The 14,917-nt window shown below is 29.4% G+C and carries 13 protein-coding genes; 9 read left to right on the top strand and 4 right to left on the bottom strand.

Annotated elements, in window-relative coordinates; genetic code table 11:
* Positions 1-39 precede the first annotated feature (39 nt).
* Entirely contained in the window at positions 40-501 is a 462-nt protein-coding gene (gene smpB / locus Q0762_RS04680) for an SsrA-binding protein SmpB (RefSeq protein ID WP_298764195.1), read from the bottom strand.
* Positions 502-641: 140 nt separating this feature from the next.
* Here smpB and Q0762_RS04675 point away from each other — a divergent pair, with 140 nt between their 5' ends.
* Together Q0762_RS04675 and Q0762_RS04670 are read left to right on the top strand one after the other, a co-directional pair.
* Complete coding sequence (locus Q0762_RS04675; protein ID WP_298764193.1) at positions 642-1,370, top strand: DUF6503 family protein; 729 nt, start codon at positions 642-644, stop codon at positions 1,368-1,370.
* Between the two features lie 141 nt (positions 1,371-1,511).
* Positions 1,512-2,333 carry a class I SAM-dependent methyltransferase gene (locus Q0762_RS04670; protein WP_298764190.1) on the top strand — a complete coding sequence of 274 codons (822 nt, stop codon included), beginning with the start codon at positions 1,512-1,514 and terminating at the stop codon, positions 2,331-2,333.
* Between the two features lie 99 nt (positions 2,334-2,432).
* Here Q0762_RS04670 and Q0762_RS04665 read toward each other — a convergent pair whose 3' ends face one another.
* Both Q0762_RS04665 and clpB read right to left on the bottom strand, forming a co-directional pair.
* Positions 2,433-2,933 (bottom strand): histidine phosphatase family protein, encoded by a 501-nt coding sequence (locus Q0762_RS04665; RefSeq protein WP_298764187.1) that lies wholly within the window; start codon positions 2,931-2,933, stop codon positions 2,433-2,435.
* 99 nt (positions 2,934-3,032) lie between these two features.
* Complete coding sequence (clpB, locus tag Q0762_RS04660) at positions 3,033-5,645, bottom strand: ATP-dependent chaperone ClpB (protein ID WP_298764184.1); 2,613 nt, start codon at positions 5,643-5,645, stop codon at positions 3,033-3,035.
* Between the two features lie 205 nt (positions 5,646-5,850).
* Between clpB and ytxJ the strand changes: the two genes are divergently transcribed.
* From ytxJ to Q0762_RS04625, 7 genes are all read left to right on the top strand, one after another.
* Positions 5,851-6,231, top strand: coding sequence for a bacillithiol system redox-active protein YtxJ (ytxJ, locus tag Q0762_RS04655; protein WP_298764182.1), 381 nt, complete (start codon positions 5,851-5,853; stop codon positions 6,229-6,231).
* A 59-nt stretch (positions 6,232-6,290) separates the two neighbouring features.
* Positions 6,291-7,835, top strand: coding sequence for a DEAD/DEAH box helicase family protein (locus Q0762_RS04650; RefSeq protein WP_298764179.1), 1,545 nt, complete (start codon positions 6,291-6,293; stop codon positions 7,833-7,835).
* A gap of 370 nt (positions 7,836-8,205) precedes the next feature.
* On the top strand, positions 8,206-9,660 hold the full coding sequence (locus tag Q0762_RS04645) for an arginine decarboxylase (protein WP_298764177.1): 1,455 nt from the start codon (positions 8,206-8,208) through the stop codon (positions 9,658-9,660).
* A 21-nt stretch (positions 9,661-9,681) separates the two neighbouring features.
* Positions 9,682-10,626, top strand: coding sequence for an agmatinase (speB, locus tag Q0762_RS04640; RefSeq protein ID WP_298764174.1), 945 nt, complete (start codon positions 9,682-9,684; stop codon positions 10,624-10,626).
* A gap of 9 nt (positions 10,627-10,635) precedes the next feature.
* Positions 10,636-12,168 (top strand): bifunctional GNAT family N-acetyltransferase/carbon-nitrogen hydrolase family protein, encoded by a 1,533-nt coding sequence (locus Q0762_RS04635; RefSeq protein WP_298764171.1) that lies wholly within the window; start codon positions 10,636-10,638, stop codon positions 12,166-12,168.
* 120 nt (positions 12,169-12,288) lie between these two features.
* Positions 12,289-13,257 carry a deoxyhypusine synthase family protein gene (locus Q0762_RS04630; protein WP_298764169.1) on the top strand — a complete coding sequence of 323 codons (969 nt, stop codon included), beginning with the start codon at positions 12,289-12,291 and terminating at the stop codon, positions 13,255-13,257.
* Positions 13,258-13,320: 63 nt separating this feature from the next.
* Positions 13,321-13,596, top strand: a complete 276-nt coding sequence (locus Q0762_RS04625; RefSeq protein WP_298764166.1) for a hypothetical protein — start codon at positions 13,321-13,323, stop codon at positions 13,594-13,596.
* Between the two features lie 56 nt (positions 13,597-13,652).
* Here the strand turns inward: Q0762_RS04625 and Q0762_RS04620 are convergent, their stop codons facing one another.
* Positions 13,653-14,888 carry a DEAD/DEAH box helicase gene (locus Q0762_RS04620; protein ID WP_298764165.1) on the bottom strand — a complete coding sequence of 412 codons (1,236 nt, stop codon included), beginning with the start codon at positions 14,886-14,888 and terminating at the stop codon, positions 13,653-13,655.
* Positions 14,889-14,917 lie beyond the last annotated feature (29 nt).

Here is a 14,917-nt window from a genome sequence, read left to right as displayed (position 1 = left end):
GTAACGAATCAATTTTAAAAAAGCAAGCATAAACAAAAATTACGAATTAAAACTCTTTTTAATTCTGGCCAAATCGCGTTTATTATCTCTATCTTTTAATGTATTTCGCTTATCGTGCGTTTGTTTACCTTTAGCCAAAGCAATTTCTAATTTGGCAAATCCTCTATCATTAATAAACAAACGTAAAGGCACAATTGTATTACCTTTAGCTTCTACATCTTTCTTTAAACTGCGCAATTCGCGTTTATTTAGCAACAATCTGCGTTCACTTTTTGGTTTGTGATTAAAATGATGCCCAAACATGTATTCTTGTATGTACATATTTACAATAAACAACTCACCACGCTCATTAAATTCACAAAAACTCTCTGTAATTCTTGCCTGACTTAACCTTATCGATTTTATTTCTGTGCCCGTTAACTGAATTCCAGCCACAAATTTGTCTAGAATTTCAAATTCAAAACGCGCCTTTTTATTCTGTATGTTTATGTTTTTCTGCAACCTTAGGTTGTTTTTTATGATTATTAAATTTCCAAAATTAAAATATATAGCCAATTATATTTTTAACAAATATACATTAATCAATTCGAGAAAGAAATGTAATTTTGATTTCTATTTCCGACAATAAAAAACAAAACTTCATGAAATATTTACCAATATTTATTTTACTACTTTTTTTAGCCTGTAAACCAGCGCAAAAAGAGCTTACGGCACAAGAAATTATAGACAAATCCATTTTAAAATCTGGAGTTCATAAATTGGCAAATGCACAAATTGCTTTTCATTTTAGAAATACATTATATAAAGCTAAAAGAGCACATGGAAATTTTACATTAACCAGAAAAAAAGATTCCATTACAGATATTTTAACCAATACTAATTTTAAAAGGTTAGTGCACAATCAAGAAGTAAAATTAACCGATAAAAATGCCAATATTTATAAAAATGCGGTTAATTCAGTGCATTATTTCTCAGTTTTACCATTTGGTTTAAATGATAAAGCAGTACATAAAAAGCTACTAAAATCTGCCACGATAAATCAAAAAGAATACCACAAAATACAAATTACATTTGCAAAAGAAGGTGGTGGCGAAGATTATAAGGACACCTTTATTTATTGGATTGGCAAAAAAGATTTTTTATTAGATTATTTGGCATATTCTTACCAAACCAACGGCGGTGGCAAACGTTTTAGAGCCTTAAAAAAAGAAACAATTGTAAACCAAATTAGATTTGTAGATTTTGATAATTACAAACCCAAAAACAAAAATATTCCGTTAGAAAATATAGACAAAGCTTTTGAAGAAAATGCGCTAGAAAAAATTTCTGAAATTATTTTAGAAAACATAAAAGTTACCCAATTTAATTAGTTTTTTTAGGAGCTTAATCGCGCTTTCAACACTCGCTTTTTTTGTTCAGAAAAAGAACAAAAAAGAGCTCAAACAAATGTTTCAATCCCGGCTAAACCTGTTTGCCAACCTTTAGCAAATTAAAAAAGTTCTTTACAATTTATGAACAAAAAATCACTCATTTCCAAAGAATTAGAAAATTTTTACAACAAAGCCTCAGAAGAAACTCGTTTAGATTCTGGTATGGGTTTTTTTGAGTTTGAGCGTATAAAATCTTTAATAGAAAGACACATAAAAAAACCTAAAATTACAATTGTAGATGTTGGTGGCGGAACAGGAAAATATTGCGAGTGGTTGGCACAAAATAATCACGAAGTTCATTTAATAGAACCTGTAGAAAAGCACATTAAATTAGCACAAAAAAGAGCAAGTAAACTAAAAAACCCGTTTACCGTAATTACAGGAGAAAGCAGAAACTTACCTTACCATAATGAAACTGCAGATTTGGTAATTCTTCACGGACCTTTATATCATTTACAAAAAAAGGAAGACCGTTTACAAACCATAAAAGAAGCCAAAAGAATACTTAAAAAAGGCGGATTAATTTTAGGTTTTGCAATTAACTCATCTGCAAGTACTGTGGCAGGTTTAATGCAAGGTTTGGTGCATAAAAAACCATTTTTAGAAATGTGTAAAACAGAGTTAACAACAGGTATTCATAATCCTCCAAAAGAATTTCCTTGGTTATTGGCAGACGGTTATTACCACAAACCCAAACAATTAAAAAAAGAATTTACCTCACAAAATTTAGAAATTATAAACCTTTATGCAGTAGAAGGTATGATTTGGTTAGACAATGAATATTTTGCAAACATGTTAAATCCAAAGAAAAAAGCAACGCTTTTAGAAATTTTAAAAACCACAGAATTAGACGAATCTATTTTGGCTTTTAGTCCTCATATGATGTTAGTGGCAAGAAAGTAGATTTGGTTGTTGGTACTTGGTTTTTGGTTTTTGGTTTTTGGTTTGTGGTTGTTGGTTTGTGGTTGTTGATGTTCATTTTGTAATTTAAAATTTAGATTGTTATAATTCAACTTTAATAATTTCACTTTTAACTTTTGTGGCAGTTAAAGTAACTTTATATAAACTAGAATTATCGTTATCTTTCATAAAAGTGTATTTTTTTTCTCCTAAAATTGCATTTGCAAAATCTGGCGTGGTATTGCTATGGCCAACAATTAAAACGGTTTTGCCTTTGGTATTTATTTTAAAAACAGAATCAAACAGTTTTGAAGGATTATAACTTAAGATTTCTAAATTTTTAAGTTCTGCAGTTGGTTTTGCAGTTTGCTGAGTTCTCTTATAATTTGTAGCATAAACAGCATCTAAATCAATATTTTTAAAGTAATCTGCCCATTTTTTAGCTCTTTCTAAACCTTTTTTATTCAAATTAGGATTTCTATTGCTTTTATCTGTTCTGTTTTTTTCTGCATGACGAATTAAATAATAGGTTGTAGTTTTATCTGAATTACAAGAAGTTATTATACTAAAAGCGAGAATAAAAAGAAAGAAATATTTTTTCATGTTTATTGTATTTGAATACGAAACTAAACAATTTTTTATACGAAAAGACCTCACAGATTTTAAAAATCTGTGAGGTGTAATACCTAAGTTAGCAAAAGATTACAATTCTTCCACCAAATCAGACTGGTTTCTAAACACCAATTTCTCATCAAAAGCATCTAATAAAATAATACTATCTGTAGTTATTTTACCTGCTAAAATTTCTTTAGAGAGTTGGTTTAAAACCTCTTTTTGAATTACTCTTTTTACAGGTCTTGCACCAAATTCTGGTTGATAACCTTTTTTAGCTAAATATTTAATGGCTTCATCTGTAGCATCTAGCGTAATATCTTGTTTTGCAGTTATTTTTCTAAGATGTTCTATTTGTAATTTTACAATTTCAAAGATATTTACTTCATTTAAAGGAGTAAACATTATTACATCATCTATTCTGTTTAAAAACTCTGGTCTTACAGATTGTTTTAATAAACCTAAAACTTCCACTTTTGCAAGTTCTGTAACAGCTTCTAAATCTGCTTTAGCATCTGCAAATTTTTCTTGAATAATATGGCTTCCCATATTAGATGTCATTATAATAATGGTGTTTTTAAAATCTGCAATTCTACCTTTATTATCTGTTAATCTACCTTCATCTAAAACTTGCAATAAAATATTAAATGTATCTGGATGCGCTTTTTCAATTTCATCTAAAAGCACAACAGAATACGGTCTTCTTCTAACTGCTTCTGTTAATTGGCCACCTTCATCATAACCCACATAACCAGGAGGTGCACCAACCAATCTACTAACTGCATGTTTCTCTTGATATTCACTCATATCAATTCTTGTCATTGCATTTTCATCATCAAATAAATATGCTGCCAAAGCTTTTGCTAATTCAGTTTTACCAACACCTGTAGTTCCTAAAAACAAAAAACTGCCAATGGGTTTATTTGGATTTTGTAAACCAGCTCTAGAACGCCTTACAGCATCAGAAACTGCAATTATTGCTTCTTCTTGTCCAACTACTCTTTTATGCAATTGTTGTTCTAATTTCAATAATTTTTCGCGTTCAGATTGTATCATTTTAGTAACAGGAATTCCTGTCCATTTTGCCACAACTTCTGCAATATCATCTAAAGTAACTTCCTCTTTAATTAAAGCACTGTTAGTAGCTTGTTGTTCTAAAAGTAGTAATTGTTGTGCTTCAAGTATTTCTTGTGCTTGTTTAATTTTACCATATCTAATTTCTGCAACTTTACCATAATTGCCTTCACGTTCTGCCTTTTCTGCTTCAATTTTATAGTTTTCTATATCAGATTTTGCATTTTGTATGTTATCTACAACCTCTTTTTCAGATTTCCATTTGGCATTAATTTCGTTCCGTTCTTCTTTAATATTTGCCAAGTCAGATCGTAAAGATTTTAGTTTTATTTCATCTTTTTCTCGTTTAATCGCCTCAATTTCAATTTCTAATTGCATTACTTTTCTATCTAAAACATCTAATTCTTCTGGTTTAGAATTAATTTCCATTCGTAATTTAGAGGCAGCTTCATCCATTAAATCTATGGCTTTGTCTGGTAAAAAACGATTGGTTATATAACGTTCAGATAGTTCTACAGCACCAATTATAGCTTCATCTTTAATACGAACTTTATGGTGTGCTTCATACTTTTCTTTAATTCCTCTTAAAATAGAAATCGCACTTTCTGTATCTGGCTCATTTACTTGTACTTTTTGAAAACGACGTTCTAAAGCTTTATCTTTTTCAAAGTATTTTTGATATTCATCTAAAGTTGTGGCACCAATTGCACGCAATTCTCCACGTGCCAAAGCTGGTTTTAAAATATTAGCTGCATCCATGGCTCCTTGGCCACCACCAGCGCCAACAAGCGTATGAATTTCATCAATAAAAAGTACAATATCACCATTAGCAGTAGTTACTTCTTTAATAACTGCTTTTAAACGTTCTTCAAACTCACCTTTATATTTTGCACCGGCAATTAAAGCGCCCATGTCTAAAGAAAAAATGAGTTTATCTTTTAGATTTTCTGGTACATCTCCGTCTACAATTCTGTGTGCTAAACCTTCTGCAATTGCCGTTTTACCAGTTCCTGGTTCACCAACCAAAATAGGATTGTTTTTGGTTCTTCGCGATAAAATTTGCAGTAATCTACGAATTTCTTCATCTCTACCAATTACAGGATCTAATTTACCATCTTGCGCCAATTGGTTTAAATTTTTCGCAAACTTGTTTAAAGAATTGTAGGTTTCTTCTTGAGATTGAGAAGTTACACGTTCGCCTTTTCTAAGTTCGTTTATAGCACTATTTAAGTGCTTTTCTGTAACACCTTGATCTTTTAAAACCTGAGCTATGTGAGATTTAGACTTAAAAATTGCCAAAATCAAATGTTCTATAGAAACATAATCGTCTTTGTTGTTTTTTGCAATAATAGCAGCTTCATTTAATGTTTTTCCGGCTTCTCTAGATAACACTAATGTTGCGCCAGAAACTTTAGGTAAGTTTTCTAATTGCTTGTCAACAATTTGATTTACAACAGCCAAATTAATATTTAATTTTTTTAATAAATAGGGCAGTACATTTTCATCAACTTTAATTAAAGCTTTAAAAATGTGTTCGTTTTCTATTTGATTATGATGAAAACCTTGCGCAATTTGTTGCGCCATTTGTATGGTTTCCTGAGATTTTGTGGTATAATTATTAAAATTCATTTTCTTTTTATTTTTTTTACAGAGGGTTTAAGTCCTTTGTTGTTGTAATTTAATTTTTTTCACAAACACTAAAGAGCAATTTCAATACCAATTTAAAAGTGATTAAAAAACAAGTCATAATGTCTTGTTAAACCTTGTTTTTACTGACTTTTTGACAATTGAAAGTTTCTTATATTTGTATCGACTATTCTATAAAACATAAATAATGGGCTTATTTGGCAATAAAAAAAAGAAAGAAGTGCAACCAAGTTTTTTAACATGGATTCCTTTAACTTCTAAAGCACAACTAGAAGAAATTAAGAAACAATCTAAAAATGAAGCAGTTTTTATTTTTAAACACTCTACAAGATGTGGCATAAGTAGCATGGTAATTAAGCAGTTTGAAAAACTGTTTACAGAAGAAACTAAAAATTTAAAGGTGTATTATTTAGATCTACTAAATTTTAGAGATATTTCTGATGAAGTTGGTTATGCTTTTCAAGTAATGCACCAATCACCACAGCTTATTGTAGTTAGAAATGAAACATCTGTGCACAGTGCTTCTCATTATGATATAACACAAATAAATTTATCGAGATTTGTATAACCTTTTTTGGGAAAAACCTATTTTAAGTCTTATTTTTGTTGCTTAAAATTTTTAAACTTTTGGCAGACACAAATACTCCACAACAAGTAGGTAAAGAATTATACGGTTATCAAAAAGATGCACTTCAAGAGATATTTCATCGCTTTGAAACGGCTCCTAAAGACTACCATTTATTGTATCAATTGCCAACTGGTGGTGGAAAAACAGTAATTTTTTCTGAAATAGTAAGACGTTATTTAGAAACTTTTAAAAAGAAAGTTTTAGTACTTACGCACAGAATTGAATTGAGTAAACAAACCTCTAGAATGCTAGATGAGTTTGGTGTGGCTAACAAAATTATTAATTCTACAGCTAAATTAGACGATCAAGACCAATTCAACTGTTTTGTTGCAATGGTAGAAACCTTAAAAAATCGTTTAAATGATGAAATATTAGACATTTCTGATATTGGATTGGTAATTGTAGATGAGGCACATTACAATTCTTTTACAAAAATCTTTAAATTTTTTGATGAATCTTTTGTTTTAGGAGTTACTGCAACCCCATTAAGTTCTAATATAAAATTACCAATGTATGAGAATTACCAAGAATTGTTTGTTGGTGAATCTATACAGCACCTTATAGATAATGGTTATTTGGCAAGAGCCAATTTATACTCTTATAATGTAGGTTTAACCTCTTTAGAAGTTGGTGCTAATGGAGATTACACTGTAAAATCTTCAGAAGATTTATACACCAATTCAGACATGCTGTCTAAATTATTAAGCGCTTATGAAGAAAGTGCAAAAGGTAAAAAAACACTGATATTTAACAACGGTATTAATACTTCTATACAGGTATTTCATGCGTTTAAAAAAGCAGGTTTTCCCATTGCACATTTAGATAATACGAATACAAAAAAAGAACGTGAATTAATTTTGCGTTGGTTTCATAAAACACCGGGTGCAATTATAACTTCTGTAAGTATTTTAACCACAGGTTTTGATGAACCTAGTATTGAAGCCATCATATTAAACAGAGCAACAAAATCGCTAACATTATATTACCAAATGATTGGGCGTGGTTCTCGTATTTATAAAAATACAACAGAATTTGATGTTATAGATTTAGGTAATAATTTTCATAGGTTTGGTGCTTGGGGAGCAGATTTAGACTGGCAAAAAATGTTTAGAGCGCCAGATTATTATTTAGATACCATTCTTTCTGATGAAGATATAGAAAGTACGTTTAGATATGAGCTACCTGCAAATGTAAAAAAAGAGTTTGCCAAAGCCACAGATACTTATTTCGATATGAAAAAAGTATACATAGACACTATAAAAGCAGGTGAATCTTCTAAACGAGTTTTGGAAAAATCAATAGTTCACCATGCAAAAATGTGTATAGAAAATTCTGAAGATGTTTTTGATGCTTTAATTTTAGCAAAAATGCTTGGAGAGGAGATAGACGATAGAATTAATAGATATGCTAAATGTATATCTAAAAGTACACACAATTTTGTTACTTGGTTAAAAGATGATTATAGGAAGAAATTAAACGCTTATTTAAGAGAAAATTTCGATAGAGATTTTGAAAAAATACATGGATATCCGCCAGAAGAGTAATATTTAAAGTAAAAATTAAAAGTGAAAATTATTTTCACTTTTTTTTTGTTTTTTATTTTTGTATTTAAAAAAAACATACATTTGCTTAACTTTTTTAAGTAAAATGTTTAGTTTTTCTTATTTCGGTAGTACAACTTTTTTGGAGAATAAAGTGTACACAGCATTTTGGAAATGCGACGAAAAAATTAAGGTTTCTCTTTCTTTTTATCTAAAAGAAATAATGCAACGCTACTTTAAGTTGCATGTTGTTTACTTGCAAATATTACAGTGATACTCTTTTTCTTATCGAATTAGATTTTTTTCTAAGCTAATTTTTATTTAAAAATTTAGCTAAGAAGTAATTATTGTATCATTTATTTAAAAAAACAACGTGAACACGAAATATAAAGATTTAATAGATCAAACTTTTGATTTTCCTCAGGAAGAATTCAACACAAAAAACAACAAACTTTTTTGGCATGGCATTAATTTAATGGAACTTATTGAAGCATATGGATCTCCGTTAAAATTCACCTACTTACCAAAAATTTCTGAAAACATAAATAGAGCGAAAGATTGGTTTCAAAAAAGCTTTGAAAAACATAATTACAAAGGCAAATATTTTTATAGTTATTGTACAAAAAGTTCTCATTTTAAACATGTTTTAAATGAAGCTTTAAAAAACGATATTCATATAGAAACATCTTCTGCTTTTGATATAGATATTGTAAATAACTTAAGAAAAGAAGGTAAAATAAAAGAAGATACTTTTGTAATTTGTAATGGTTTTAAAAGAGATCAATACATTAAAAATATTGGCGGTTTAATAGAATCTGGTCATAAAAACTGCATTCCTATTATAGATAATTATGAAGAATTGCCTTTACTTCAAAAAGAAACTTCTAAACCTTTTAAAGTAGGTATTAGAATTGCTTCTGAAGAAGAACCAAAGTTTGAATTTTATACCTCAAGATTAGGAATTGGTTATAAAAATATTGTTTCTTTTTACGAACGTGAAATTGCAGAAAACAAACAAGTAGATTTAAAAATGTTACATTTTTTTATCAATACAGGTATTAAAGACAATGCTTATTATTGGAACGAATTAATGAAATGTTTAACGGTATATATCAACTTAAAAAAAGTTTGCCCAACTTTAGATAGTTTAAACATTGGCGGCGGTTTTCCTATTAAAAACTCACTAGCTTTTGAGTATGATTATGCATATATGATTGATGAAATTGTTAATCAAATTCAACTTACTTGTGATGAAGCAGGTGTAGATGTACCAAACATTTTTACAGAGTTTGGTAGTTTTACGGTTGGTGAATCTGGAGCAGCTATTTATAAAGTATTGTATCAGAAAAAACAAAATGATAGAGAACGATGGAATATGATAAACTCTTCTTTTATAACAACTTTACCAGATTCTTGGGCAATTAATAAGCGTTTTATTATGCTGCCAATAAACAAATGGAACTCAAAGTACGAACGTGTTTTATTGGGTGGTTTAACTTGCGATAGTGATGATTATTACAATTCTGAACAACATGTAAACGGTATTTATTTGCCTGTTTATGAAAAAGAAAAGCCACTATACATTGGTTTCTTTAATACAGGTGCTTATCAAGAAACTATTGGCGGTTTTGGTGGTTTGCAGCATTGTTTAATACCAACTCCAAAACAGTTATTAATTGATAGAGAAAAAAATGGAGATCTTAAAATTACTATTTTTAAAGAACAACAAAAAAGTAGCGAATTACTCTCTATTTTAGGTTATGGAGAAACAAACGAACAAGAAAATAAAGAAGAAAAATTAATAAAAAAAGAGTTACAAGAGGTCTAAACCTTTTGAAAAATAAAAAAAATGAATACAAATAAAACATATGCAGGCATTCCACAAGAATTTGGAAACTTGTCAACTTCAAAAATAGTAATAATTCCAGTTCCTTATGATGGTACAAGCACTTGGCAAAAAGGTGCAGATAAAGGGCCACAAGCTTTTTTAGAGGCATCAGAAAATATGGAATTGTATGACATAGAAACAGATTCCGAAGTTTATAAAGAAGGTGTTTTTTTAGCAGATCCAATTACAGAAAATACTTCTCCAGAAGAAATGGTAGAAGCTGTGCATCAAGAAACTAAAAAGTACATTAATAGAAATAAATTTGTAACCGTTTTTGGTGGCGAACATTCAATTTCTATAGGAACCATTAGAGCTTTTAATGAATGTTTTAATGATTTAACAGTATTGCATATAGATGCTCATGCAGATTTACGCAAAGAATACGAAGGCTCTAAATGCAACCATGCTTGTGCAGTATACGAAGCAAATCAAAATACCAACTTGGTTCAAGTAGGTGTTAGAAGTATGGACATTTCTGAAAAAAGAGAAATGAATTCAGACAAAGTTTTTTTTGCGCATGAAATGGCTGTAAATGAAGACTGGATGGATGATGTAATTGATCAATTAAGTAAAAACGTTTTTATTACGTTCGATTTAGATGCCTTAGATCCATCAATAATGCCAAGTACAGGTACACCAGAACCAGGAGGTTTGTTTTACTATGAAACTTTAGAGTTTTTAAAAATGGTTTTTCAGCAAAAAAATGTTGTTGGTTTTGATATGGTAGAACTTTGTCCTAATGCCTCAGAAAAATCTTCAGATTTTTTAGCAGCAAAATTATTTTATAAAATGTTAAGCTACAAATTTGCTTCTAATGACGATTATTATGATAATGGAGAAGAAGATTCAGACAAAAATCCATTTGGTAAAATATCAAAATTTAAAAATAATGAGGACGATTTCTAGTCTTTTATCATGATAGAAAATATAGAAAACATAGAATTGCAGTATTTAACAATTGATGATTATCAAGAGTTAAAACAAGCAATGATAGAGATTTATACCAATATGGAAAACACCTATTGGGAAGAAGCTCAAATACAAGCTTTAATACATAAGTTTCCAGAAGGGCAAGTTGTTATTAAAATTAACGGACAGTTAGCAGGTTGTGCATTAGCTATAAAAGTAGATTATACAAAGTTTGATGAAACACATACTTATGAAGACATTACAGGAAATTTCACCTTTAACACGCATGATAAAGAAGGAGATGTTTTATACGGAATAGATGTTTTTATAAAATCTGAATTTAGAGGTTTACGTTTAGGAAGAAGATTGTATTATTATAGAAAAGAATTATGTGAAACCTTAAATTTAAAGGGAATTGTCTTTGGTGGAAGAATGCCAAATTATCACAAATTTGCGGCAGAAATTTCGCCAAAAGAGTATTTAGAAAAAGTAAAACGTAAAGAAATTTATGACCCTGTTTTAAATTTTCAGATTTCTAATGATTTTCATCCTTCTAAAATCTTAAAAGGATATTTAGAAGGCGATGTAAATTCTGGAGATTACGCTGTTTTATTAGAATGGGACAACATTTATTACGAAAAAAAGTCTAAAAAAGCAGCTATCACAAAAAAAGTGGTGCGTTTAGGATTAATTCAGTGGCAAATGCGTTTGTATAAAGATTTAGAAGAATTAATGGAACAAGCAGAGTTTTTTGTAGATTCTGTTTCTGCTTACAGAGCAGATTTTGCGTTATTTCCAGAATTTTTTAATGCGCCTTTAATGGCAGAATTTAACCATTTACCAGAATCTGAAGCAATTAGAGAATTGGCAAAATTTACACCACAAGTTGTAGAAAAGTTTTCTAAACTAGCCATTTCTTACAACATTAATATTATTACTGGTAGTATGCCAGAAATTAAAGACGGTTTGTTGTATAATGTTGGTTATATCTGTAAAAGAGATGGTACTTTAGATCGTTATGAAAAGCTGCATGTTACACCAAATGAAGCAAAAGTTTGGGGTTTACAAGGAGGTAATGAACTAAAAACGTTTGATACGGATTGTGGAAAAGTAGGAGTATTAATTTGTTACGATTCAGAATTTCCAGAATTAGGTAGGTTATTAGCAGAACAAGGTATGGATATTTTGTTTATTCCTTTTTTAACAGATACACAAAACGCATATTCTAGAGTTAGACATTGTGCACAAGCTAGAGCTATAGAAAATGAGTGTTATGTTGCCATTGCAGGTAGTGTTGGTAATTTACCAAAAGTAAATAATATGGACATTCAATATGCGCAATCTATGGTTTTTACTCCTTGTGATTTTTCTTTTCCAGCAAACGGTATTAAAGCAGAAGCAACCACAAACACAGAAATGATTTTAATTGCAGATGTAGATTTAGACTTGCTAAAAGATTTGAATCAGTTTGGAAGTGTTAGAAATTTAAAAGATAGAAGAACAGATATTTTTGAAGTGAAAAAGCTTAAAACTAAATAACATACATAGTACTAAATTTTTAAAATGAATACTGATAAAAAAATGTCAGTACGTGTGATTTTTCTTTTTTGAAAAATTGTATCGAGAATATTTTAGAAATGATATAAAAAATAAAAAAACATGAGCAAACCAATTACAAATTTTATAGAAAAATACTTTTTACACTTTAATGCAGCAGCTTTGGTTGATGCAGCAAAAGGGTATGAAGATCAATTGAAAAAAGGAAACAAAATGTTAGTTTCTTTAGCAGGAGCAATGAGTACAGCAGAGTTAGGTAAAATTTTTGCAGAAATGATTCGTAAAGATAAAGTACAAATTATTTCTTGTACTGGTGCTAATCTTGAAGAAGATATTATGAATTTGGTGGCACATTCTCATTATAAAAGAGTGCCAAATTATAGAGATTTAACACCACAGGATGAGTGGGATTTGTTAGAAAAAGGCTTAAACAGAGTTACAGATACTTGCATACCAGAAGAAGAAGCTTTTAGAAGAATACAAGAACATATTGTAAAAATTTGGAAAAATGCAGACGCAAATGGTGAGCGCTATTTGCCACATGAATATATGTACAAATTGCTACTTTCTGGAGTTTTAGAGCAATATTACGAAATCGATTTAAAAGATTCTTGGATGTATGCAGCAGCAGAAAAAAACTTACCAATAATTTGTCCTGGTTGGGAAGATTCTACCATGGGTAACATTTTTGCTTCTTATGTAATGAAAGGAGAGTTAAAAGCATCTACCATGAAATCTGGAATAGAATATATGACATTTTTGGCAGATTGGTATACAGAAAACTCAACAAACGGAATTGGATTTTTTCAAATAGGAGGAGGAATTGCAGGAGATTTTCCTATTTGTGTAGTGCCAATGTTATACCAAGATATGGAAAGAACAGATACACCATTTTGGAGTTATTTTTGTCAGATTTCAGACTCAACTACAAGTTATGGTTCTTATTCTGGTGCAGTACCCAATGAAAAAATTACTTGGGGTAAATTAGATATTAATACACCAAAGTTTATCATAGAAAGTGATGCAACCATTGTAGCGCCTTTAATATTTGCTTATTTATTAGAGATGTAATTTCTAAATAAAACTTTTTAGGCAATTTAGAAATCTAAAAAAAGTTTAATAAATTATTAAATTATGAAAAGAGTAATTGTAGAATATGCTAAGTTAACAACAGACATACTAGATATGTTAATTGATAAATATCCTGATGGTTATGATTATGAAGACATTATTTCATTTAAAAATGCCAAAGGAGAAACTGTAAAGGCTATAGAGGTAAAAACAGAAGATACTATTTACTTGGTAAAAATTAGTGAACGATTAGAAAATGCGATGGAAGAATATGCAGAAGATGAAGATTTCTTCGAAGGCAATGATGATTTTGATGCAAATTTACCAGATGAAGATTAAATTATAAAAAAACTTCAATCTATTTATTAGATTGAAGTTTTTGGTTTTTAAATTTGTTAATACCAACGTTTTTTCTTCTTTTTAGAAGCTTCAGATTTTCTACCTTTTTTATTTTTACTAATAGTATTTGGTTGCTTTTTAGTATGTTTTGGTTTGTGAATTACATAAGGATGATCTGCAATAACTTTAATCGATTTTTCAATTAAAGTTTCAATATCTTTTATATAATTATTTTCGTCTGGTGAACAAAAAGAAAACGAAATACCAGATTTACCTGCTCTACCAGTTCTACCAATTCTATGTACATAGGTTTCTGCAACATTTGGTATATCAAAATTAATAATAGCATCTACATTTGTAATATCTATACCTCTTGCAGCAACGTCTGTAGCAATTAAAATAGTTGCTTTTTTACTTTTGAAATCTTCAATTGCCTTATTTCTAATTATTTGTGTTTTATCTCCATGAATACTTGTAACTAAATATCCATTTTTTAAAAGCGTTTGCTCTAATTTATCTACCCCAAATTTTGTGCGTCTAAAAATAATTATTTTACCGTTTATGGTGTTTCTTAAAAGGTGTAAACATAAATCGGTTTTATTTTTCTTTGGCAAATAATATAATAATTGACCAATATTTTTTGCTGTAGTTTCTTCTGGTTCAATAACAATAGATACAGGATTTTTTAAAGTAGTTTTTGCCAATGCTACAATTTTATCTGGCATTGTTGCAGAAAAAAGTAAAGTTTGCTTTTTCTTTGGACAAAGACTTTCTATCAATTTTACATCTTTAATAAAACCCATGTCTAACATTAAATCGGCTTCATCTAAAACAAAAACTTCAACAGCATCTAAAGCAATATTACCTTGTTTTTGTAAATCTATTAATCTACCAGGAGTTGCTATTAAAATATCTACGCCTTTTGCTAAAACCTCTTTTTGAGGCTCTAGAGAAACTCCACCAAAAACAGCTGTTGTTCTTAAATTAGTGTATTTGCTAAAATCTTTACAATTTTCAAAAATTTGAATAGCCAATTCTCTTGTTGGTGTTACAATAACTGCTTTAATTAGCTTTTTAGCTTTTTCTGTATCTTGTTTTTCAAACAGATTTTCTAAAATAGGTAAGGTAAAAGCTGCGGTTTTACCAGTACCTGTATTTGCTGCAACAATTACATTTTTCTTTTTTAAAATTTCTGGAATCGCCTTTTCTTGCACCAAAGTTGGTTTGTGAAAACGTTGTTCTGCAACGGCTTTTAAAATAGATGTATTGGTTAGTAATTCTGAAAAATGCATTGTTTAATTTTTATGCAAATGTAGTTTAA

The organism is uncultured Polaribacter sp. (genome assembly GCF_947495205.1).
GTDB lineage: Bacteria > Bacteroidota > Bacteroidia > Flavobacteriales > Flavobacteriaceae > Polaribacter.
The sequence above is the reverse complement of the archived record's forward strand: the minus strand, read 5'-3'. Positions and strand labels throughout refer to the sequence as shown.

Coding starts and splice junctions, on each gene's coding strand:
- clpB (WP_298764184.1), bottom strand. CDS start 5,645: ATGAATTTTAATAATTATACCACAAAATCTCAGGAAACCATACAAATG.
- speB (WP_298764174.1), top strand. CDS start 9,682: ATGAATACAAATAAAACATATGCAGGCATTCCACAAGAATTTGGAAAC.
- Q0762_RS04625 (WP_298764166.1), top strand. CDS start 13,321: ATGAAAAGAGTAATTGTAGAATATGCTAAGTTAACAACAGACATACTA.
- Q0762_RS04670 (WP_298764190.1), top strand. CDS start 1,512: ATGAACAAAAAATCACTCATTTCCAAAGAATTAGAAAATTTTTACAAC.
- ytxJ (WP_298764182.1), top strand. CDS start 5,851: ATGGGCTTATTTGGCAATAAAAAAAAGAAAGAAGTGCAACCAAGTTTT.
- Q0762_RS04630 (WP_298764169.1), top strand. CDS start 12,289: ATGAGCAAACCAATTACAAATTTTATAGAAAAATACTTTTTACACTTT.
- Q0762_RS04675 (WP_298764193.1), top strand. CDS start 642: ATGAAATATTTACCAATATTTATTTTACTACTTTTTTTAGCCTGTAAA.
- Q0762_RS04620 (WP_298764165.1), bottom strand. CDS start 14,888: ATGCATTTTTCAGAATTACTAACCAATACATCTATTTTAAAAGCCGTT.
- Q0762_RS04665 (WP_298764187.1), bottom strand. CDS start 2,933: ATGAAAAAATATTTCTTTCTTTTTATTCTCGCTTTTAGTATAATAACT.
- Q0762_RS04635 (WP_298764171.1), top strand. CDS start 10,636: ATGATAGAAAATATAGAAAACATAGAATTGCAGTATTTAACAATTGAT.